At 70.5% G+C, this 20,004-nt stretch carries 22 protein-coding genes and 1 tRNA gene; 12 read left to right on the top strand and 11 right to left on the bottom strand.

The annotated features are described in order from the left end of the window. Positions 1 to 9 precede the first annotated feature (9 nt). The 6 genes from OO68_RS38745 (at position 10) to gap (ending at position 5,502) form a co-directional block, all read left to right on the top strand. Positions 10 to 330: a hypothetical protein gene (locus OO68_RS38745; protein WP_033314174.1), complete on the top strand. Its 321-nt coding sequence runs from the start codon at positions 10 to 12 to the stop codon at positions 328 to 330. 61 nt (positions 331 to 391) lie between these two features. Next, positions 392 to 1,747 (top strand): replication initiator protein RepSA, encoded by a 1,356-nt coding sequence (gene repSA, locus OO68_RS38740; RefSeq protein WP_033314173.1) that lies wholly within the window; start codon positions 392 to 394, stop codon positions 1,745 to 1,747. 2 nt (positions 1,748 to 1,749) lie between these two features. Further along, complete coding sequence (locus tag OO68_RS38735) at positions 1,750 to 1,947, top strand: helix-turn-helix transcriptional regulator (protein WP_031108990.1); 198 nt, start codon at positions 1,750 to 1,752, stop codon at positions 1,945 to 1,947. Beyond that, positions 1,947 to 3,227, top strand: coding sequence for a tyrosine-type recombinase/integrase (locus OO68_RS38730; protein WP_033314172.1), 1,281 nt, complete (start codon positions 1,947 to 1,949; stop codon positions 3,225 to 3,227). Before OO68_RS38735 ends, OO68_RS38730 begins: the two co-directional genes overlap by 1 nt. Positions 3,228 to 3,420: 193 nt before the next feature. Beyond that, entirely contained in the window at positions 3,421 to 4,377 is a 957-nt protein-coding gene (locus OO68_RS38725; RefSeq protein ID WP_033314171.1) for a GlxA family transcriptional regulator, read from the top strand. A 126-nt stretch (positions 4,378 to 4,503) separates the two neighbouring features. Continuing rightward, the gene (gene gap, locus OO68_RS38720) at positions 4,504 to 5,502 is read left to right on the top strand and encodes a type I glyceraldehyde-3-phosphate dehydrogenase (RefSeq protein WP_033314170.1); all 999 of its coding nucleotides are present in this window, start codon (positions 4,504 to 4,506) and stop codon (positions 5,500 to 5,502) included. A gap of 65 nt (positions 5,503 to 5,567) precedes the next feature. Here the strand turns inward: gap and OO68_RS38715 are convergent, their stop codons facing one another. The 4 genes from OO68_RS38715 to OO68_RS38700 all read right to left on the bottom strand — a co-directional run bounded on the left by OO68_RS38715 (position 5,568) and on the right by OO68_RS38700 (position 11,406). Further along, positions 5,568 to 6,977: a Cys-Gln thioester bond-forming surface protein gene (locus OO68_RS38715; protein ID WP_033314169.1), complete on the bottom strand. Its 1,410-nt coding sequence runs from the start codon at positions 6,975 to 6,977 to the stop codon at positions 5,568 to 5,570. A gap of 286 nt (positions 6,978 to 7,263) precedes the next feature. Continuing rightward, the gene (locus OO68_RS38710; RefSeq protein WP_033314168.1) at positions 7,264 to 7,740 is read right to left on the bottom strand and encodes a single-stranded DNA-binding protein; all 477 of its coding nucleotides are present in this window, start codon (positions 7,738 to 7,740) and stop codon (positions 7,264 to 7,266) included. A 234-nt stretch (positions 7,741 to 7,974) separates the two neighbouring features. Beyond that, positions 7,975 to 9,795, bottom strand: a complete 1,821-nt coding sequence (locus tag OO68_RS38705; protein ID WP_033314167.1) for a YfjP family GTPase — start codon at positions 9,793 to 9,795, stop codon at positions 7,975 to 7,977. A 3-nt stretch (positions 9,796 to 9,798) separates the two neighbouring features. Further along, positions 9,799 to 11,406, bottom strand: coding sequence for a dynamin family protein (locus OO68_RS38700; protein ID WP_033314166.1), 1,608 nt, complete (start codon positions 11,404 to 11,406; stop codon positions 9,799 to 9,801). Positions 11,407 to 11,727: 321 nt separating this feature from the next. On the opposite strand from OO68_RS38700, the gene OO68_RS38695 reads away from it, so the two are divergent. From OO68_RS38695 to OO68_RS38675, 5 genes are all read left to right on the top strand, one after another. Next, positions 11,728 to 11,800 (top strand) — tRNA-Arg (locus tag OO68_RS38695). A gap of 572 nt (positions 11,801 to 12,372) precedes the next feature. Continuing rightward, the gene (locus OO68_RS44930) at positions 12,373 to 12,870 is read left to right on the top strand and encodes a lactococcin 972 family bacteriocin (protein WP_078625753.1); all 498 of its coding nucleotides are present in this window, start codon (positions 12,373 to 12,375) and stop codon (positions 12,868 to 12,870) included. 984 nt (positions 12,871 to 13,854) lie between these two features. Further along, entirely contained in the window at positions 13,855 to 14,238 is a 384-nt protein-coding gene (locus OO68_RS38685; RefSeq protein WP_033314164.1) for a hypothetical protein, read from the top strand. Further along, a complete protein-coding gene (locus OO68_RS38680; RefSeq protein WP_106974529.1) occupies positions 14,175 to 14,567 on the top strand; it encodes an FtsX-like permease family protein in 393 nt (130 codons plus the stop codon). Before OO68_RS38685 ends, OO68_RS38680 begins: the two co-directional genes overlap by 64 nt. 92 nt (positions 14,568 to 14,659) lie before the next feature. Then, positions 14,660 to 15,619, top strand: coding sequence for a D-2-hydroxyacid dehydrogenase family protein (locus OO68_RS38675; protein ID WP_033314162.1), 960 nt, complete (start codon positions 14,660 to 14,662; stop codon positions 15,617 to 15,619). Positions 15,620 to 15,749: 130 nt separating this feature from the next. Here the strand turns inward: OO68_RS38675 and OO68_RS38670 are convergent, their stop codons facing one another. From OO68_RS38670 to OO68_RS38655, 4 genes are all read right to left on the bottom strand, one after another. Further along, positions 15,750 to 16,025 carry a hypothetical protein gene (locus OO68_RS38670; RefSeq protein ID WP_033314161.1) on the bottom strand — a complete coding sequence of 92 codons (276 nt, stop codon included), beginning with the start codon at positions 16,023 to 16,025 and terminating at the stop codon, positions 15,750 to 15,752. A 145-nt stretch (positions 16,026 to 16,170) separates the two neighbouring features. Beyond that, entirely contained in the window at positions 16,171 to 16,440 is a 270-nt protein-coding gene (locus tag OO68_RS38665; RefSeq protein ID WP_033314160.1) for a hypothetical protein, read from the bottom strand. 229 nt (positions 16,441 to 16,669) lie between these two features. Further along, positions 16,670 to 16,948, bottom strand: coding sequence for a hypothetical protein (locus OO68_RS38660; protein WP_033314159.1), 279 nt, complete (start codon positions 16,946 to 16,948; stop codon positions 16,670 to 16,672). Positions 16,949 to 17,031: 83 nt separating this feature from the next. Continuing rightward, positions 17,032 to 17,310, bottom strand: a complete 279-nt coding sequence (locus OO68_RS38655; protein ID WP_033314158.1) for a hypothetical protein — start codon at positions 17,308 to 17,310, stop codon at positions 17,032 to 17,034. Positions 17,311 to 17,696: 386 nt separating this feature from the next. Between OO68_RS38655 and OO68_RS38650 the strand changes: the two genes are divergently transcribed. Next, positions 17,697 to 17,990: a chaplin gene (locus OO68_RS38650; protein ID WP_033314157.1), complete on the top strand. Its 294-nt coding sequence runs from the start codon at positions 17,697 to 17,699 to the stop codon at positions 17,988 to 17,990. Positions 17,991 to 18,088: 98 nt separating this feature from the next. Here OO68_RS38650 and OO68_RS38645 read toward each other — a convergent pair whose 3' ends face one another. From OO68_RS38645 to OO68_RS48385, 3 genes are all read right to left on the bottom strand, one after another. After that, positions 18,089 to 18,955, bottom strand: a complete 867-nt coding sequence (locus OO68_RS38645; protein WP_033314156.1) for a tyrosinase family protein — start codon at positions 18,953 to 18,955, stop codon at positions 18,089 to 18,091. Further along, entirely contained in the window at positions 18,939 to 19,424 is a 486-nt protein-coding gene (locus OO68_RS38640; RefSeq protein WP_033314154.1) for a tyrosinase family oxidase copper chaperone, read from the bottom strand. The genes OO68_RS38645 and OO68_RS38640 overlap by 17 nt, the downstream gene beginning before the upstream one ends. Positions 19,425 to 19,620: 196 nt before the next feature. Further along, the gene (locus OO68_RS48385) at positions 19,621 to 19,743 is read right to left on the bottom strand and encodes a hypothetical protein (RefSeq protein ID WP_267886808.1); all 123 of its coding nucleotides are present in this window, start codon (positions 19,741 to 19,743) and stop codon (positions 19,621 to 19,623) included. Between the last annotated feature and the right edge of the window lie 261 nt (positions 19,744 to 20,004).

Raw genomic sequence — 20,004 nt, 5'->3', positions numbered from 1 at the left:
GAGTTCACGATTTTCCGTCCGAAGATCCCGACCATGCCCACGCCGACCGGCCACGTCAGCCCGCCCGCCGTGGTCGAGCCGACCACCATCGTCCCGGCCGCTCAGACCCCGCCCGCTCCGGTGGCCCCGGCCCCCGCGTCGTCCCGACCGGTGGTGCAGCTCACCCCCGGCACGGCCCTCGCCCTCGTCGGCGGCGGCACCGCCGTGGTCCTGGTCGTCAGCGCCGTCCTGGTCTCCATGCTCCTGGCCGTCGCCATCACCGGCGCCTCGGTCGCCGTCTGCGCCGTCGTCCTGCGCTCACTCCTCGCCTCGGAGACGAAGCGGCGCTGACCGGCCCCCGGAGCGGCCTCAACCGCCAAGTCTCGTCCGCTCCGGGCGCCGTCCCTGTCCGATCTCACAACCGGAAGGAACCCCGCTGAGGGTGGCTTCGGCCCCCGACTACCACCGCTGGCACGAGCAGATCCGCCGCACCGGCGGCTGCGCCGACCCCATCCACCTCACCGGCTGGACCCTCGCCAAGGACAAGACCACCGGCGAAACCCTGCACCACTACAGCACCGCCAACGAGCCGGGCGGACGCCTCCGCGTCGCCTGCGGAAACCGCCGCGCCTCCCGCTGCCCCTCCTGCGCCTGGACCTACGCCGGAGACACCTACCACCTCATCCGCGCGGGACTGGCCGGAGACGACCGCCGCGACATCCCCGCCACCGTCCGCGACCACCCCCGCGTCTTCGCCACCCTCACCGCCCCCTCCTTCGGCCCGGTCCACAATCAGCCCGACCGGGGTGTCTGCCGCTGCGGCACTCGCCACGCCGCCGACGATCCCGCCCTCGGCACAGCCCTCGATCCCGAGACGTACGACTACGCGGGCACGGTGCTGTTCAACAACCACGCCGGACAGCTCTGGCAGCGCTTCACCAACCGGCTCCGCCGTGAGGTAGCCGCCCGCGCCGGCCTCTCGCAGCGGGAGCTGAACGAAACGGCTCGGCTCTCCTACGGCAAGGTCGCTGAGTTCCAGAAGCGTGGGGCTCTGCACTTCCACGCCGTGATCCGCATCGACGGACCGGACGGGCCCGGCACCCCACCGCCGAACTGGGCCACGGTCGACCTCCTCACGGACGCCATCCGGGCCGCCGCCGCGCACTCCTACACCTCGGTCTCCGTCCCCGCCGCCGACGACCAACCCGCCCGGACCTTCCGCTGGGGCCGACAGCTCGACGTCCGACCGGTCAAGGCGTTCGGCGGCGGCTCCGACATCACCGAACAGGCCGTCGCCTCCTACGTCGCCAAGTACGCCACCAAGGCCGCCGAGAACACCGGCACCCTCGACCGTCGTATCGGCGAACTCTCCGAGCTCGACCGCCACCAGGTCCCGGACCACACCCGCCGCCTCATCGAGGCCTGCAAGCAGCTCGACCCGCTCTACCCGGACCGGCGCCTGTGGGCCTGGGCTCACATGCTCGGCTTTCGCGGTCACTTCTCCTCCAAGTCGCGCCGCTACTCCACCACCCTCGGCGCCCTCCGCCAGGCCCGCGCCGACTACCGCGCCGCGCAAGAACACGCCGCCCTCGGCCTGGAAGACCGCGAGCCCGACACCGTCCTCGTCCTCGCCGACTGGCAGTACGCCGGACACGGCCACACCCCCGGCGAATCCGCCCTCGCCGCCACCATCGCCCGCGACCTCCAACTCAACCGCGAAACCGCCCGCGAAGCCCTACGCGACCAACTCATCGCAGAGGAGTGGTGACCATGGCCTCAGAGCTGCCGAACCGGTTCCTGACGCCTGAGGACCTGGTTGAGATGTTCGAGCTGCCCAGCGTCGAGACCGTCTACCAGTGGCGCCGTAAGCGCACCGGCCCCCGCGGCTTCCGAGTCGGCCGACATCTCCGCTTCGACCCGGATGACGTGCGGGCCTGGGTGGACTCCCAGCTCGGGGAGGCTGCCTGATGGCCGGGCACATCCAGGACCGTTGGTACCGGACCGAGGTGGGCGCGGACGGCAAGACTCGCAAGGTCAAGACCGACCGCCACGGCACGGGCATGCGCTACCGCGCCCGCTACATCGGCCCGGACGGCACGGAGAAGTCGAAGAGCTTCCCAGATAAGCAGAAGCGCTTGGCGGACACCTGGCTGACCAACGTAGAAGCCGACATGGCCCGGGGGCAGTACATCGACCCGAGGGCCGCTCGCACCACCTTCCGCGAGTACACCGACCGTTGGCTGGCCGCCCTCACGACCGATCTGACCAGTAGGGCCGCCGTGGAAGGCAGGCTCCGCCTTCACGCCCTGCCCTACCTTGGAACCCGCCCCATCGGTTCCTTCCAGCCCGAGCACATCCGCGACTGGAACCGCCAGCTCGAAGACGCCGTAGCCTCCGCCCAGTACCGGCGCCTCATCTTCGACGCCGTCTCCTCCGTTCTGAATGCGGCCGTGGATGATCGACTCCTGGCCTCCAATCCCTGCCGCGCTCGATCGGTAAAGGCGCCTCGTCCCGTGCCGTCACGTGTTCATCCGTGGACTGCGCAACAGGTCTTCGGCGTACGCTCCGGCCTCCCTGAGCGCTACCGGGCCATGGTCGACCTCGGTGCCGGGTGCGGCCTGCGGCAGGGTGAGATCTTCGGCCTGGCTGTCGACAACATCGGAGACCTCGGCTGGCTCTACGTCCGCCAGCAGGTCAAGAAGGTTCGCGGCACGCTGGTCTTTGCCCCGCCCAAGCGGGGCAAGCTGCGTGACGTCCCCCTCGACCCGGAGGTGTCAGCCGCGCTCCGTGACCACACGGCTGCCTTTCCTCCCGTCGACGTCACCTTGCCCTGGCTGACCCCGACCGGCCCCAAGGTCACACACCGGCTCCTCTTCACGAGCGGCATCGGCGCAGCCATCTGGAGCCAGGCGTTCAACGACCAGGCATGGAAACCCGCCCTCGCATCCGCCGACATCATCCCGGCCCCCGAAAAGGGCCAGCGCTACGCCGCCGCCCGCGAACACGGCATGCACGCCCTACGCCACTTCTACGCCTCGGTTCTCCTGGACGCCGGGGAGAGCATCAAGGCCCTGAGTCTCTACCTCGGCCACAGTGACCCAGGGTTCACCCTCCGCGTCTACACCCACCTCATGCCGTCCAGCGAGACCCGTACCCGGAAAGCCATCTCCGCGATGTACCGGGCAACCGGTCACGCTCATGACGGCCCGGAGACGCCCGACGGCCCAGAGACGGCCCAAGCCGCCTGACACGGCCCCTCATCGGCAGGAAAACCGCTGGTGAGGGGCCTTTTTATGCCCTCTCACGGCAAGTAACACCCCATCTTGCCGTACCGCCAGCCCTGGGTGGAAACGCGTATGGGTGGGGGCGGCTGACCTGGGGGTTCATGAGGGCTGCTGGACGAACCGGGTGGGAGTACCTGCTCCCTCGTACGCTGTCCCCGTGCCGTCCTCCCGCCTGCATCGCGTCGCCGTCCTCGTGCTCGTGGGGGCCAAGCCGCTCGACGTCGGCATTCCCGCGCAGGTGTTCACGACCCGGGCGAGCATGCCGTACGAGGTGCGCGTGTGCGGGGCGGCGCCCGGGCTCGTGACCGGCGGCGACGGTCTGTCGTACGACGTGGCGCACGGGCTCGACGCGCTGGCATGGGCCGACATCGTCTTCATCCCCGGCTACCGGTTCCCGGACCGCGACGACCCGCCGCGGGCCGTCGTCGACGCGCTGATCGCGGCCCATGCCCGGGGCGCGCGGCTCGCCGCCATCTCGACGGGTGCCTTCGCGCTCGCCGCCACGGGCCTGCTCGACGGCAGACGCGCCACGACGCACTGGCACTACTCACGGGCGCTCGCGGCGAAGCATCCGCTCGTCCGGATCGACGAGGACGTCCTGTTCGTGGACGAGGGCAGCGTCCTGACGTCGGCGGGTGCCGCCTCGGGCATCGACCTGTGCCTGCACATCCTGCGCGGCGACCTCGGAGTGGCCGCGTCGAACCACGCGGCCCGGCGCCTGGTCGCGGCCCCCTATCGCAGCGGCGGCCAGGCGCAGTACGTGCCGCGCAGCGTTCCCGAGCCGCTGGGCGAGCGGTTCGCCGCCACCCGGGAGTGGGCGCTGCGCCGGCTCGGCAAGCCCCTCACCCTCGACGTGCTCGCGCGGCACGCGGCGGTCTCGCCCCGTACGTTGTCGCGACGCTTCGTCGAGGACACGGGGTACACACCCATGCAGTGGGTCATGCGCGCCCGTATCGACATGGCCCGTGAGCTACTGGAGCGTTCGGAACGGGGCGTGGAGCAGATCGCCGCCGACGTCGGTCTGGGCACCGGCGCGAATCTGCGGCTGCACTTCCAGCGCATCCTCGGCACCACGCCGAGCGAGTACCGGCGCACCTTCGCCCGGGGCGAGTAGCCGGCAGGCCGTGGCGCTGTCCGTGGCGCGATCCTTTTGAACCGTGGCGATCACGCCGCTGTCCCGGGCGTCCGCGTGCCGCGACGCTGGTGGCGAACCGGAGAGATCGAAGGGACACCACCACTCATGACGCGCATCGCGATCAACGGATTCGGCCGCATCGGACGCAATGTGCTGCGCGCACTGCTCGAACGCGACAGCGAGCTCGACATCGTCGCCGTCAACGACCTCACCGAGCCCGCCACCCTCGCCCGGCTGCTCGCCTACGACACGACGGCCGGCCGGCTGGGCCGCCCGGTTACCGCCGACGGGGACGCCCTCGTGGTCGACGGCCGTCGCATCAAGGTGCTCGCCGAGCGCGAGCCGGCGCAGCTCCCCTGGGCCGAACTCGGTGTCGACATCGTCCTCGAAGCCACCGGCCGCTTCACCTCGGCCAAGGCCGCCCGTGCGCACCTCGACGCCGGCGCGAAGAAGGTGCTCGTCAGTGCGCCGTCGGACGGCGCCGACGTCACGCTCGCGTTCGGGGTCAACACCGACGCGTACGACCCGGACGTGCACACGGTCGTCTCGAACGCCTCGTGCACGACCAACGCGCTCGCGCCGCTGGCCGCGGTGCTCGACGAGCTGGCGGGCATCGAGCACGGCTTCATGACGACGGTGCACGCCTACACGCAGGAGCAGAACCTGCAGGACGGCCCGCACCGTGACGCCCGTCGCGCCCGCGCCGCCGCCGTCAACATCGTGCCGACCACGACGGGGGCCGCCAAGGCGATCGGTCTCGTGCTGCCGAACCTCGACGGCAAGCTGTCGGGCGACTCGATCCGCGTGCCGGTTCCGGTGGGCTCGATCGTCGAGCTCAACACGACCGTCGCCCGTGACGTGACGCGCGACGACGTGCTGGCGGCCTACCGCGCCGCGGCGGAGGGCCCGCTCGCCGGCGTCCTCGAGTACTCCGAGGACCCGCTCGTGTCCGCCGACATCACGGGCAACCCGGCCTCGTCGATCTTCGACTCGGCCCTCACCCGCGTCGACGGCCGCCACATCAAGGTGGTCGCCTGGTACGACAACGAGTGGGGCTTCTCGAACCGTGTGATCGACACCCTCGAACTCCTCGCCCGGCGCTGACGGCCGGCGCTGGCGGAGGGCGCTGACGGAGGGCGCGAGCGGCCCGGGCGTCGCCGCCCGGCCGGTCACTCGCCCGCCGTGGCCTCCCTGCGCCGCAGCACGACCAGCGTCGTCCCGCCGATCAGGACCAGGCCGATGGCGACGCCCACGATCACGGGGGTGATCTCCGAGCTGCCCGTTTCGGCGAGGTTGGTGTCCGTGGCGGTGCCGCCGACCGTCGCCGGGCTCGGTTCGCTGAGGGTCTGGGTGGTGGTGCCGGTGTCGCTGCTGCGCGTGCGGCAGTCCAGCATGCCGGTGAAGCGCTTCTCGAAGCCGCCCGGGCCGTTGATCGTGAAGTCGTAGGCCTGGTCCTCCTGGAGCGGCACCGTCACCGTGCGGGTCTCGCCGGCGGCGATGGTGTGCTCCAGGCCGGCCAGTTCGAAGGTGAACGGCTCGTCGCCCTGGTTGGACGCGATGATGTCGACGCCGCCCTCGGCACAGTTCTCCGCCGCCGACAGCGCCGGGACCGGGCCCTGCTTCGCCCAGGTCGCCCCGGCCGTCGCGGACACCGTCGACTCGCTGGAGCCGGCCAGGATCTGGGTCTGGCTGCGGTTCTCCGAGGCGAAGGCCCGGCCGACCGGCACGGTCGTCGAGGCCTGCACGGTCAGGTCCGCCGTACCGGCTGCCGCGTCCTCGGGCACGTCGAAGAACACCTGCCCGCCGTCGGACGTGCTGGTGACGGCCTTGCCCTGCTTGTCGACGACCCGCACCCCGCTCGTGGCGGCGTCCGCGGGCGGGGTGACCGTCGCGCTGCCGGCGTTGGTGCGCACCGTCACCGGTCCGATCCGCTCCCCCGGCCGGCCGGAGACGGCGGGCGGCTCCAGGGTGAGCGAGGCCCGGGGCTCGGGCAGGTCGCGGGCGCTCTTCTCCAGGTGGTCCGCGAGCTGCTCGGCCTGCGGGTCGAGGGCGTCGACGGCCACGTCGTCCGAGTAGCGCCAGATCGCCACCTGGGTGCCGGCCGCCGCGTCCTGCTCGGTCAGCGGGCCGCGCACGCCCGCCTTTCGCGCCAGCGTCGCGAGGTCGTTCACCTGCGGGTACGAGTTCTGCAGGATCCAGCGGATCTTGCCGGCGTCCTTGTTGCTGCCCAGGGACGTGCCGCTCCAGGGCGTCTCGTGATACTTGGCGTCCCGCTGCGTGGGGTTGTGGAGGTCGACGCAGTACGTCTGCAGCATGCCGCCGCCGTCGACGGACATCTCGAACAGGCCCGCCGAGATCTCCTGGTCGCCGGTGCCAGCGTGTATCACTGCCGCTCCGTACGTCTTGAGGCCACCTATCGTCGCGGCCGCTCCGCCCTGTCTCTGCGTCGTCTCGTCGGCGACCGCCCGGCCGGCACCGGCCAGACCGCCCGCGGCGACGAGCCCGGACACCACTGTCGCGGTGGCGAGACGGGTCGCCGCTCGCCTGCGTACGAACACCTCAGAGAACGAAGCAAACACCGAATTCCCCTTCGAGCAGGACCGTTGACGTGGGGGGACGGTCCCACCAGCAGAATCAGAGGCCTCACAGGACACAAGAGACCCGAGAACCATGTCCGGCATCCTAGGTACGCGGCGGACCCCGCCCGCCGGTCAGACGGTCGGACGAGTGATCCGACTCGGAATCGTTATCGCCAAGATCCCTCGTGGGCAGGGCTTATCGACAAATCCACCCCTGATCGTTCGGGTGCACCGGGCGATAAGCCGTAGTTCGGGCGGGCGGGCGGATGCGGTGCGGTGGTTGACGCTATGTCAATACCGCTGGCTCCGAATGCTGTTGAGCCGCTTGGTCCGATGGTTCCGCCGAACCATCGGGCGATGTCTCCCAGTTGGGTTCCGGTTGGGTCGGCGCAGGTGCCGTCTCCGCCTTGCCGGCGCGCCTGAAGGCCGAGGTGCCCCAGGCCAGATCGTGTCCGATCGACACGGCGTCGATGTCCGCCGACGTCCAGCTCTGCCCCTCGCGTACATCGGTCCGCACCTTCAGCCTGCCCTGCACGATCACGGGCTCGCCGACCGTCAGCGACGCCGCCGTGTTCGTGGCCAGCTGGCGGTTGGCCCACACCGTGAAGAAGTTGGTGTGCCCGTCCGTCCACGTGTTCTTCTCACGGTCCCAGTAGCGTGCGGTCACCGCCAGCCGGAACCTCGCCGACGGGCCGGACGCCACCTCCCGGTACACCGGCTGCGTCGCCACCCTGCCCACCGCGCAGACCATCGTCTCGTTCATCGTGAACCCTCCCTCGCCCGGAGTGCGGCAGCGCACCGGGCCGACACGCGTACGGGCCCGTCCCGTACGGCTGTGTCGTCCAGACTGCCGTCGCCGGGCCGGGCCCGCTGAGCGCTGTGGATCGCCGGGTGCCTGTGGACAACGCCGTCACCCGGAAGGGTGATGACGGGGCGACGGGTGACGGGGTGAGAGGTGACGGGTGGGGCGGCGTGGGTGACGAAGCTGCCCCGGGTCTCACCGCCCCGCCCCGACCACCCTCCCGTACTGCTCCCGGACCTCCCGGTACCGCAACAGCTCCGCCGCCACCGGATCCAGGACCCGGGCCCGGCCGCATCCGGCCGCCGCCTCCCGCAACCGGCGTTCCGCCTCCAGGCCGTAGCGCCGGGCCGGGCCGCGGGCCGCCATCCGACAGCTCCACTCGATGAGCGGTCCGCCGACGATGCCGATCACCATCAGCAGCACCGGAACCCCCAGGTTCGGCGCCATGACCCCGATGATCTGGCCCAGCAGCCACAGACCGCCCAGGAACTGCAGGATCGTCATGCACGCCTGGGTGAGGACGGCCACCGGCCACCACCCAGGACGCGGCGGCCGCCCCGCGGGCACGCCCGCGCGCGCGGTCAGCTCGTCCAGCGCCTCGGGCAGCCCCTGCGAACCACGGACGGCCGCCTCGCGCACCGCCTGCGCCCAGGGCGCCGGCAGCCCGGCCGACGCCCGGTCGGCCACGGTCCGTACCGCCTGCTCGACCCGCTGACGGGCCGTCGCCTCCTCGTCGGCCTGTGGTCGCGAGGGGAGCCGGCCCGTCGTGGGCTCGCCGCGGTCCTGGAACCAGCGCCACAGCCGCAGCCAGGGCGTGCCGCAGGCCCGGTTGGCGTTGCGCAGCCAGGCGCGCTCGGCCGCCTCGCCCGCCGCCGTGGCGCCCACCGCGTCCGCGAGCCGGTCGGAGAACTCCTCGCGGGCCTGCTCGCTGAGCCCGGTCCGCCGCTGTGTGGCGTAGACGGGCCACAGCCGTGCCGCGGCGATGTTCACGTCGGCCGAGATGCGGCGGTTCGCCGCCCCGCGTTCCGACACGAACTGGCCCAGCGCCTCGCGCAGTTCTCCGACACCGTCCCCGGTGAGCGCGGACAGCGCGAGCACGGTCGTGCCCGGCTCGCCGTACTCCCCGAGGGCGATGCCGTCCTCGTCGAGGAGCCGCCGCAGATCGTCGAGAACCTGCTCGGCGGCTTCCCCGGGCAGCCGGTCGACCTGGTTGAGGACGACGAACATGACCTCGGCATGGGCCGCCATCGGCCGCAGATAGCGCTCGTGGAGGACGGCGTCGGCGTACTTCTCCGGGTCGACGACCCAGATGACCGCGTCGACGAGTCCGAGGATGCGGTCCACGTGCCGGCGGTGCTGTACGGCCGCGGAGTCGTGGTCGGGCAGGTCGACCAGGACGAGTCCGCGCAGCGGCGACTCGCCGTCCCCGGTCGGCAACGGCCGGCGGCGCAGCCGGGGCGGGATCCCGAGCCGTTCGATGAGGCCGGCGGCCCCGTCGCTCCAGCTGCACGCGATGGGCGCGGCGGTGGTGGGACGGCGTACGCCCGTCTCCGAGATGGTCACCCCGGCGAGCGCGTTGAACAGTTGCGACTTGCCGCTGCCGGTGGCGCCCGCGATGGCGACGACGGTGTGCTGCCCGGAGAGCCTGCGCCGCGCCGACGCCTCGTCGAGTACCCGGCCGGCACCCGAGAGCGTCCTGCTGTCGAGCCGGGTGCGGGAGAGCCCCACGAGTTCGCGCAGGGCCTCCAGCCGTGAGCGCAGCGCCCCGTCGTACACCAGCGGGGTCACCGTCGGAGGGACGGCGGAGCGGTTGTCCGTCATGGGAAACCTGTCTCCTTCGGCTGTCTCGGCGACCCGGCGCGCGATGAGTCCGTCGTCCCAGGTCTCGGTGGAGTCGGTACGTGTCGCGCGCTCGCCGTCCGGGGTGCTCCGGCCGGTGGCGCCGCCGCCGTTGCCGTGGGCGTCGTCGTCCGGCTGATCGGCGTGCTCGGTGGGGTCCTGGTCGGTGACGGTCACCGGTCACCTCTCCTTCTGCAGTACGGACAGCGCGGCGATGAGCTCCGCCTGGGGCTCGGGGAGGACGTCGAGCGCGTCGAGCGGAGCGAGCCGGCGCTCGCGTTCGGCGTGCATGACCCGGTCCACGTGCTGGGTGAGCAGTCGCCCGGCCCGGTCGCGCAGCCGCAGCGCTCCATGGGCGCCGATCCGCTCGGCGAGGCCCTCCCCCGCCATCCGGCCCCGGCGGCCGCCCAGCAGGGAGGTGGCGACCAGGGCCGCGACGAGTTCAGGGTCGGGCGCGAGGTTGCGGTCGAGTTCGCGCACCTCGTCCTCGGCGTGCTCTTCGAGCTCGCGCCGCCACCGCCGTACGGCGAGTCCGATGCGGTGCTCGGCGCTGTCGGCGCCGGAGTCGTGTGCGGCGAGCTCCGGGGCGCTGGAGGCCGGTTCACGCCGCCAGGCGTCGCCGATGCGCTCGTCGGCGGCGGTGACGGCGCACAGCAGCAGCGCGCTGAGGCTCTCCACGAGCGCGTCGAGGAGTTCGGCGGCGGTGCAGTCCAGGGGAAAGGCGCGCCACCGCTTGAGCGCGTCCCCGGCGAGGACCGCCCCGCTCTGCAACCGGCCCCGCACGCGCGCGTGCTCGCTGTCGTACGCCCCTTCGACGGCGGAGGTGAGCCGCAGGGCGGCGGCGTACTGAGCGGCGGCGGCCCCGGCCAGCTCGGGCATCCGGGACTTGAGGGAGTCGAGGACGCCGTAGGCCGTACGGGCGAGGACCTGCTGCCGGGCTGCGGGGTCCTGGGCCACGTGCACCAGCCAGGTGCGCAGCTGGGCGACGGCGGAGGCCGGCAGGAGCCCGCCGCCCCAGGCGGACTCGGGCAGTTCGGGCACCGTGAAGCGCGGCACCTCGCCGAGCCCGGCCTTGGTGAGCAGGGCCCCGTACTGCCGCGAGACCTCGTTCACCACCTGGTGAGGCACCCGGTCGAGCACGGTCACGAGGGTGACGTCGTACTCCTTGGCGGTGCGCAGCATGTGCCAGGGGACGGCGTCGGCGTAGCGGGCGGCCGTGGTGACCATGACCCAGATGTCGGCGGCGCAGATGAGTTCGGCGGCCAGGACCCGGTTGTCGGAGACCAGGGAGTCGATGTCGGGCGCGTCGAGGAGGGCGAGGCCGGGCGGGAGCGTCTCGGCGCTCTCGACGCGCAGTACGCGCGCTGGGTCCTCGCCGGGGAGCAGCAGGTCGTCGGTGGACTCCTGTTGGGGCACCCAGACGCGTGTGAGGTCGGGCAGCACCCTCATCCCGCTGAACCAGTGGTGGTCCTCCGGATGGCAGACCAGCACGGGGGTGCGTGTCGTGGGCCGCAGCACGCCCGCCTCGCTGACCCGCCGACCGACGAGGGAGTTCACGAGCGTCGATTTCCCGGCTCCGGTCGACCCGCCCACGACGGCCAGAAGCGGCGCTTCGGGGTCCCGCAACCGGGGCACCAAGTAGTCGTCGAGCTGCGCGAGGAGTTCGTCGCGGTTGGCACGCGCGCGTGGGGCCCCCGCCAGGGGCAGCGGGAAGCGTGCGGCGGCGACACGGTCGCGCAGGGCGGAGAGTGCGTCGAGCAGCTGAGGCCGTACGTCCAAGGTCACCACATGCGAAGAATGCCCAATTTTAGGGGAATTCTGAAGCATATGAGCATGTCTGCGCGCCGACGGAACACAAGGGACGGAAGGGACGACTGGGACACGGGACGACTCCAGGCATAACGAGTGCACAACACCCGATGCGTCTGACGCCAAAAGCGATGCACGATTCGTACCTGCCTGCGATTATCAGGACCGCTTCACCGAACCTCCACATCGAGCCACGGAGGCGAAGCAACAGGGACAAGGACGCGGGAGCCCTATCCTTGTCCCCGGCAACGTCACGGATCGGCCCACACCCGGGCACCAAGACAGAGGCCACCACACCCGGCCCCCGTAGCTCAGTGGATAGAGCAGGCGCCTTCTAAGCGCTTGGCCGCAGGTTCGAGTCCTGCCGGGGGCGCAAGTCTCCGCCCTCCCGTTCGGGAGGGCTTTTTGCTGGTCAGGTCCCATGCCGGCCGATGCGGTGAAACCCTGGAACGCCATCTTGGTGATCAAGGGTGGGGTCCAGGCTGTCCGGCTGTTACCAGGTCCCGCCGGACGTGTCGATGCGCCTGCGGGCCGCGAGGTCGTCCGGCGGACGGCCGCTCAGGAAGATCTCCGGCAGCTTCGAGCCGCCTCTTCAGGTCGGGCAGCCGGCCCTCGGCTCATCGCGCGCAGGTCGGCCAGGAGCACCGCAACGCTGTTCCCGGCCCACTCGGCGACGTGGGCGGGTTTGCTCCCACCGTTCAACCACTTCGTCAGGCACCCAGCGCCCATACGACGGCCCCCTACTTCCTGCCGACCGGTGATCTGCTGCTCCAAGGCGAGTCGGGCGGCATCCCTCGCCGGTTCCGTCATCCGTCGGGCGTGGCGGAGCGGGGGAATGATTTCAGGCCGCGCAAGGGCCGTAAATCGGCCATGCCTTGACCGTCACAGCGCCCTCGTAGAAGATCCTTCCGAAACCCCGCTAACGGGGAGCGGAGGAGGAGTAACGTGAATAGGCTTGGAAAGTCGATACTGTTCGCCATTTCGGGCGCCGCGCTTGCGGTTTCCAGCGTAGCCACCCCTGTGGCGGCCGACGCCTCTCGGAGCGGAACCGGTACCGGCAATTCCGTGGTCCAGGCCGGCGGCGGCCTCATAACCGGGAAGCCCGTCATCCACAAGAGAGGTGACGGCGTCGCCCCGCCGGCAGAACTGGGTAACCCCTCCGAGTGGGGCGTTGTGAAGCTGGAAGTCAGCAAATCGGCCGTTCAGGTAAAGGAGAATACCTGCCAGAATGTGACTCATGGCAAATGGTGCTATGGGTACGATCTGGTGTCGGCTGGAAAGAAGTGCTACTCGAACTACATCGCTGACGTGAAGCACAAGTCAACGGTCAGGGTGCGGAACGTCGATCATTCAAGTGGCTGGGTGGCGAAGGGGAAGACTTCCTACGCCAACTCAACACAGGGTGCGGCATGGACCTGCCACGCCTTCTACAGCAATGAGTGATTAAAATCCGCCGCGATGAGGGTTGATCTCCCTCGGATGGGCCATGACTCCGGGCGTACACGAGCCCGGAGTCATGCCATTGCAAGAACCGGAACGAGGAGAGAGTGAACTTTTCGGGTGCTCGGGTCGCGTCGTTTGCGGTGCCACTCGGGCTTGGCTTGTTGCTTGGTCTGACAGGGCCTGTCGCTGAGTATTGGGGTGGCCGTCCAGGTACGGCCGTTGGCGCCGTTTTCACAGGCGGGTGGCCATGGGCCTGTTACGCGTTCCTGGTGGGCTATTTCCGTCGGTCCAAAATCGAATCGGTAGCCCTCGCGTCTCTGGGGCTGGCTGTCGGTGTCGTGGCCTACTACCTGATGAAGGGAATCCTGGCCTCCCTGGGTGGAATGTATTCCTCAGGTGCGAGTTCATCCGGAATTGCCCTCTGGGGTGTGCTCGCACTCTTCTTCGGAGCACCCCTTGGATTCCTGGGGAACCTCGCACAGGCGCCGGGAATCGGGGGCCTGTTCTTCCGGCTGCTTGTTCCCCTGGTGGCCTTTTATGAGACTTCCATGCGCCTGGAGACAGAGGCGCGCGGGCCGAGTCAGGTCGTTCTGGGTACCTGGACCACAGTCCGGTTCACGGCTCTTGCCGTTGCGATCGCGATGGTGAGCCACGCGGTCTGGGGTTGGTGGAGGTCTCGCCGTATTGGCTCCGCCGGGGTAGGCGTCGGCTAGCGTCCAACCACCCTGACAGGCGCCCGTGTTACGACTCGCATGGCGGCCCCTCGGGCCGCAGAGCAAGCTGGGCGGCCAGTTTCGTGGTGCTCGTGCCCTCGCTCGTCATGACGACGGCGTGTGCCGTTCTGCTGGAGTCGGGCACCCGTGCCGGCTCCCCCGCCGAGCGCTACGCGGGAACGGACGGGGTCGTCGGCCGGGCAGCCGTTCGTGCCGCGGGCCGGGGAGCTGCGGACGGCGGGCCGCGCCTCCGGCGGGTGACGGCGAAGTCGTGCTGGACGTCGCCCTGGTCGCACGCCTGGACGCCCGGGCGGGCGGCACCGTACGGCTGACCGGCCCGGACGGGCTGCGCTCCTGGCGGGTCTCCGGCATCGCCGACCCGCACCGCGAACCGCCGCGCCAGTACGCCGTGTTCCACTCCCCGCGGGAGGCGCAGCGGCTCGCAGTCTCCGCGCAGCCGGTGCGGCGATCGGGGCCCTGGCGCAAGGCGGGGGCGGCGGACTTCCCGGGCACCCGCGTCGGTGACGGTGACGATGGCAGTGGCGGTGGCGGTGGCACCGGGGATGCCTCGGAGTTCGGCGCGGCCGACCTTTGCGTGCTGCTGCTCCTGACGGTGATCAACCTGTTCACGCTCTCTCCGTCGTCAACACCCTGAGCACGGCGACGGCCGGCCGCCGCCGGGAGTTCGTCCTGCTGCGGCCGGCCGGCGCGCAGTCCGCGCAGGTCGTGCGGACGCCGGCCTGGGAGGCCGTGCTGACCTGCGCGGTCGCGCTGCTGCGGGCCGCGGTGGTCTGCGGGCCGGTGCTGGTCCCGCTCAGCATCGCGCTCACCGGCTCGGCCGTCCCGGCCCTGGCCCGCGGGCCGTTGACCGCGCTGACGGCCGGGGCACTCGTGCTCACGGCCGGGACCGCCGCCCTCGCCGGTCTCCTGGCCCTGCGGAGCGCCGCGGCCGCGCCAGGGGGACCGGCGAGGGCCGTTTCCTGACCACACGGTTCCCGGCAGGCACTTCCCGCACCCCCGGCGAACGCGCGATCATGGCCGGTGAACCGGACCCTGGGCCGTGAAAGGGGCACGACGTGCGGCTGCGCTGCGCTGTACTGGACGACTTTCAGCAGGTGGCGGCCGAGGCCGCCGACTGGTCGGTGGTCGCGGACGACGTGGAGGTCGTGTCCTTCGACCGGCACATCGACGGCGAGGACGACCTCGCCGCCGCCCTGGCCGGCTTCGACATCGTGGTGACCCTGCGCGAACGCGTCCCGTTCCCCGGGTCGCTGATCGCCCGGCTGCCCCGGCTGAAACTGATCGTCGCCTCCGGCATGCGGAACTCCGTCATCGACTACGCGGCCGCCGAGACACACGGCGTCACGGTGTGCGGCACGGCCAGTTCCTCCACCCCGCCCGTCGAACTGACCTGGGCCCTGCTGCTCGGCCTCGCCCGCGGCATCGTCCAGGAGAGCAACGCCCTGAGCTCCGGCGGTCCCTGGCAGAGCACCGTCGGCGCCGATCTGCACGGCCGGCGGCTCGGGCTGCTCGGCCTGGGGAAGATCGGCGGCCGGGTCGCCCAGGTCGGGCTCGCCTTCGGCATGCACGTGAGCGCCTGGAGTCAGAACCTCACCCGCGAGCGCGCCGACGAGGTCGGCGTCGAACGTGCCGGCTCCAAGGAAGAGCTGCTCGCGAACAGTGACTTCGTCTCCGTTCACCTGGCGCTCGGCGACCGCACCCGGGGCCTGCTGGGTCCGGCCGAGCTCGCCCTCCTCAAGCCGACCGCCTACCTGATCAACACCTCCCGTGCGGCGATCGTCGACCAGGACGCCCTGCTCGACGCCCTGCACACGGGCCGTATCGCCGGAGCCGGCGTGGACGTCTTCGACGTCGAACCACTTCCCGCGGACCACCCGATGCGTACGGCACCCCGCCTGCTCGCCACCCCGCACCTCGGCTACGTCTCTCGCGGCAATTACGCGACGTACTACGGGCAGGCGGTCGAGGACATCCGCGCGTTCCTCGCCGGCGCGCCGGTACGACGGCTGCCTTGACGCGCGCACCTCGACCGCAGCTCCACGACACGCTCATGGCCGGGACCGGTATCGGGTCCCGGCCATGGCCCGCTGTGCGGGTGGACTCCAGGGGCGCCGCCATGAACGAGCGCCTCGGTCTGGGCGGGAGTCAGGCCTTCTTGCCAGGAACGACGGCGCTGCTGACGCAGGACACCTGGCTGTGCGAGGTCGGGCATTCCTGCGTCGAGTGATTGACGACAGTGACCTTGCCCTTGTCGGTGGTGTACGTGTACTGGCTCAGTTCCACGCAGCGAACGTGACCGTTGCCGTCGTCGACGCACTTGCCGGGGCCACCGTTGGCGGAGGCCTGGGCGGCACCGACACCGACCAGAGCGAAGCTCCCCAGAACTCCCGCCAGCGCTGCGATCTTCTTCGAAGTGAGCATTTACCTTTTCCTTTACGGTCGACTTGCCACCGCCGGGCGGCCAAGTCGTTCCGGACGCATTACCGGCAAAGAAGCCAAACGACAGGCCCCGGGCTCGGACACCTGGTTCGAGCCCCGGGGCCTGCCTGCATCACCTGGTGGGTGATTACTTGCCCAGGGTGAAGGACTGCGAGCAGGTCACCGACTCGCGCTCGCTGTTGTCCTGCTGGGCCAGGCCCAGGATGGCGAGGTTGACGTTCACGTCGTCGATGTTGATGAGACCCGTACGCGAGTCGTTCTGCTCGCACGACTGGGCCTGCTTGTTGTCGATCTTGACGGCCTCGTCGCCGTCCGAAGCGTGACCAACGCCAGCGCCAAGGAAGCTGACGCTGCCGAGCATGGCCGCGACGACCGCGGCCTTCTGGTACTTGCGCATTACTTCTCCGATTTCTCGAATCGACACAGACCGTAGTGGACTGGTCACCAACAGTTGCCAACTCTAGGCGGCCTGCACGGCTACCGCCTGCGCAAAACGCCCATTCGCGTAAGTTTCTGGAAAAGACGTTTTGTAGTGCTGCTCACCGATACGGCAGGGAGCGAATCCCCGAACCACCGGCGCCGCGCACACCCCTGGTCAGACCGAGCCCGCACCGGCCAGCGGGAGGTCAGGACCCGGCGACAGGAACCACGACGCTGTCGACGCAGCTGACCTGGCTGCGCGACGCCGGACAGGCCTGCGTCGAGTCGTTGACGACGGTGACGCGTCCGCGCTTGTCCTTGATGACCTGGTACTCACTCATCTGCACGCAGCGGACATGCCCGGCGCTGTCCTCGACGCACGTACCGGGGCCGCCCTGGGCCGACGCCTGGACGGCCCCGAGGCCCATCAGAGCGAAAGCCCCCAGAACCATCGCCACCGCCGCGGTCTTCTTCGAGTCGAACATCTGCCTTTTTCCTTCAGTAAGGCGGCAGGCCCCGGGGCTCGGACACATGGTTCGAGCGCCGGGGCCTGCCTGGATCAACCTGATCAGTGGCCGCCACGCAGCGAGAAGGCCTGCGAGCAGGTCAGGGACTCGCGCTCGCTGTTGTCCTGCTGGCCCAGGCCCAGGAGGGCGGCAACGTTGACGTTCACGTCGTCGACGTTGACCAGACCCGTGGTCTCGTCGTTCTGCGAGCAGGCCTGCGTCTGGTCGTTGTCGATCTTGATCTTGTCGTCCCCGCCCGCAGCGTGACCAACGCCGGCGCCGAGGAAGCTGACGCTGCCGAGCATGGCCATGACGACCGCGGCCTTCTGGTACTTGCGCATTACTTCTCCGATTCTCGAGTCGACACAGACCGTTATGGTCCGGTCACTGACAGTCGCCAACATAAGCGGCGTTTGGCGCTTTTGCCATGCGAAACGCCCCGCGTCGTGACTTTCTTGTGAAAGCGCACGTCACAGCGGAGCCGTGCATCCGCCGGATGGCCCCGTGCCGGACGGCCCCCGGACCGCTGCCGTCCCCCATCACTACAGCCGGACAAAGGCCGGGAGCGAGCGAGAGGCCGCGATCGCCACCCGTTTGGCGGAGCCGCTGTTCAAGACGGGTGATCCGGAGCAGATTTGTCGTGACCGGTTCGGGGTCGTCGCGTTGAACGGGCAGTGCGGCCGCTCGTACTGCTGCCGCACTTACCTAGTCAGTAAGGGAGAACGTGATGTCTCGCATCGCGAAGGTTGGCGCTGTTGCTCTCGGCACGGGCGCCGTGGTGCTCAGTGGAGCCGGTCTCGCCGCCGCGGGCGCCGGCGCCAACGGCGCTGCCATCGGCTCGCCCGGCGTCCTGTCCGGCAACGTGGTCCAGGTTCCGGTTCACGTGCCGATCAACGTGTGCGGCAACACCGTCAACGTGATCGGCGCGCTGAACCCGGCTGTCGGCAACGAGTGCAAGAACGAGGACGGCAAGAACCACGACAACAAGAAGAGCAGCAAGAAGAGCGGCCACCGCCACTGACTTCTGCGGTCGTGAACCCGAGAGCCCCGGCCCTCCAAGGGCCGGGGCTCTTCCCGTTTCCGGAGCTCTCCCCGTGCCGGGTGACGATCCGTGTCACCTCACGCGTAGCGGTAGATCCGGCCGACGTCCTCCAGTTCCGCCGGCGTCACGTCCCACGGCGGCAGGCTCTGGCGCCGTGCCACGATCCGGCCGTGCTGCCGATCGCCCCGGCCCGGCGGCGTCGCGGGGAGGTAGCCGGCACCGCGGTGCCGGCGTTGCCAGCGGTACCACTGCAGGTCGATGAAGGCGTGGTGCAACCAGAACACGGGGTCGTTGACGGAGGCGCCGCCGAGCATGTCCCCACCGACCCAGCCGTGTACCCGATTGTGGTTGCGCCAGGCCGTGTCGCTGCGGCCGGTGCCCCAGCCCTCCAGCTTGTTGCGGAAACCCCGGGTGACCGTCGAGTCCCAGGGCGCCACGTCGTAGACGGGGTCCTCCAGCGCCCACTCCAGTTCGCTCTTCGTGGGCAGGCCGATCGGGTCGCGGGGGCGTCCGAGGTCCCGGGTGAGGAACACCCTGTCGGTCACGTTCACCTTGATGGTCCAGTTGCCTTCCCGATAGGCGAACGGACCGGTCGTCACCTGGTGGTCGGCACGGCGCCCGTTACCCCCGAGGAGATGGGCCGTCCAGGGCGCGGAGGTGGTCTTGCGGTCACGCGTCCAGTCCCAGTACGGCACGGTCACCGAGGGGTCCACCCGGCGCAGGGCCCGCTCCAGGTCGAGCAGGAACCGGCGGTGCCAGGGCAGGAACGACGGCGCCATGTGCGCGGCGCGCAGTCCGTGCTCGCCGTCCGCGGAGAAGTACTCGATGTGCATCCGCACGAACTCGTCGTACTCGCCCCGCCGTTTGACCTCCAGCAGCGCCTTGACGAACCGCCGCTGCTCGGCCCTGGTGAGCGTACCGGCGTCCTTACGTACGTACGCCACGCCGGTTCTCCGTGTGGACGTGACCCGCACGTGCCGGGGCCGGCTCACGCAGGCGCCGGCCGGGGCCGAGTGCGTCGACGGCGGCGCGGGCGGCCTCGATCGGTGAGGGATGGGAGCAGTAGTGGTCGACCATGCTCAGCCAGGTGCCGTCGGCCCGGCGCATCAGATGCAGAGGGATGCCGTCCACCGTGACGTGCCACCGGCCCTGCCCGGCCGGGCCGCGGGGCTGGGTCCACACCACGCCGATGTGGTGTCCGCGACGGGTCTCGGTGAAGACCGTGCCGCTCGGGGCGTGCCCGGATCCGGTGTGCTGCGACCGGAGGGCTGCGGCCACCGGGGCCGCAACGACGGCGGCGAAGACGCAGAGACGCAGACCGCACACCACCTCCCGCCGTGTACTGCCCCGTCCTGGTCGCGCCTGGGCCGACGCCCTGTCTCCCGCCTGCCCAGCGCCGGTGCTGACGGCCATGGTCCACTCCTCGTCCGGTTCCGGTGTCGCAGCCGTAACCGCCGGACGTCCCGCGCGGTCACCGCCGTGCGGCCAGACAAGTGATCGTCCGTTCCCCCTCGGGGCGAGAAAGCCGGCCGCGTCACGGGTCGACACGTACGGAGGGCCGGTCTCGGACTTTCCCGAGACCGGCCCTCCGTACGGCATGGTCGCCGCTTTAGAACCACAGGTTGCCGTGCACCGGCTTGGCGTCGTTGACCGCGGACGCGGCGTTCTTCGCCGTGTGGACCAGCGACTCCTTGCCTTCGGCGGTCACGTCCAGGGGAACCTTGGTGCTCACGCCGCCGGTGAAATCGGTGGAGGCCAGGTCGCGAGTGCTCGGGGCGGCCGGAGCGGGCTGAGGGACGGGGGCCGGAGCGGGCTGGGCAACCGGGGCGGGCTGGGCAACCGGAGCGGGCTGAGGGGCCGGAGCGGGCTGGGCAACCGGAGCCGGCTGGGCAACCGGGGCGGGCTGGGCAACCGGGGCACTCTGAACAGCCGGAGCGCTCTGGGCGACGGGAGCACTCTGAACCGGAGCCGCCTGAGCGACCGGAGCCTGAGC

The sequence above is a fragment of the Streptomyces iakyrus genome (assembly GCF_000717055.1).
Taxonomy (GTDB): Bacteria; Actinomycetota; Actinomycetes; order Streptomycetales; family Streptomycetaceae; genus Streptomyces; species Streptomyces iakyrus.
The sequence above is the reverse complement of the archived record's forward strand: the minus strand, read 5'-3'. Positions and strand labels throughout refer to the sequence as shown.

Excerpts from the sequence above, each read along its gene's own strand:
- OO68_RS38655 (WP_033314158.1), bottom strand. The coding sequence starts at position 17,310 with ATGCGCAAGTACCAGAAGGCCGCGGTCGTCATGGCCATGCTCGGCAGC.
- OO68_RS38660 (WP_033314159.1), bottom strand. The coding sequence starts at position 16,948 with ATGTTCGACTCGAAGAAGACCGCGGCGGTGGCGATGGTTCTGGGGGCT.
- OO68_RS38730 (WP_033314172.1), top strand. The coding sequence starts at position 1,947 with ATGGCCGGGCACATCCAGGACCGTTGGTACCGGACCGAGGTGGGCGCG.
- OO68_RS38710 (WP_033314168.1), bottom strand. The coding sequence starts at position 7,740 with ATGAACGAGACGATGGTCTGCGCGGTGGGCAGGGTGGCGACGCAGCCG.
- OO68_RS38670 (WP_033314161.1), bottom strand. The coding sequence starts at position 16,025 with ATGCTCACTTCGAAGAAGATCGCAGCGCTGGCGGGAGTTCTGGGGAGC.
- OO68_RS38735 (WP_031108990.1), top strand. The coding sequence starts at position 1,750 with ATGGCCTCAGAGCTGCCGAACCGGTTCCTGACGCCTGAGGACCTGGTT.
- gap (WP_033314170.1), top strand. The coding sequence starts at position 4,504 with ATGACGCGCATCGCGATCAACGGATTCGGCCGCATCGGACGCAATGTG.
- OO68_RS38640 (WP_033314154.1), bottom strand. The coding sequence starts at position 19,424 with ATGGCCGTCAGCACCGGCGCTGGGCAGGCGGGAGACAGGGCGTCGGCC.
- OO68_RS38665 (WP_033314160.1), bottom strand. The coding sequence starts at position 16,440 with ATGCGCAAGTACCAGAAGGCCGCGGTCGTCGCGGCCATGCTCGGCAGC.
- OO68_RS38650 (WP_033314157.1), top strand. The coding sequence starts at position 17,697 with ATGTCTCGCATCGCGAAGGTTGGCGCTGTTGCTCTCGGCACGGGCGCC.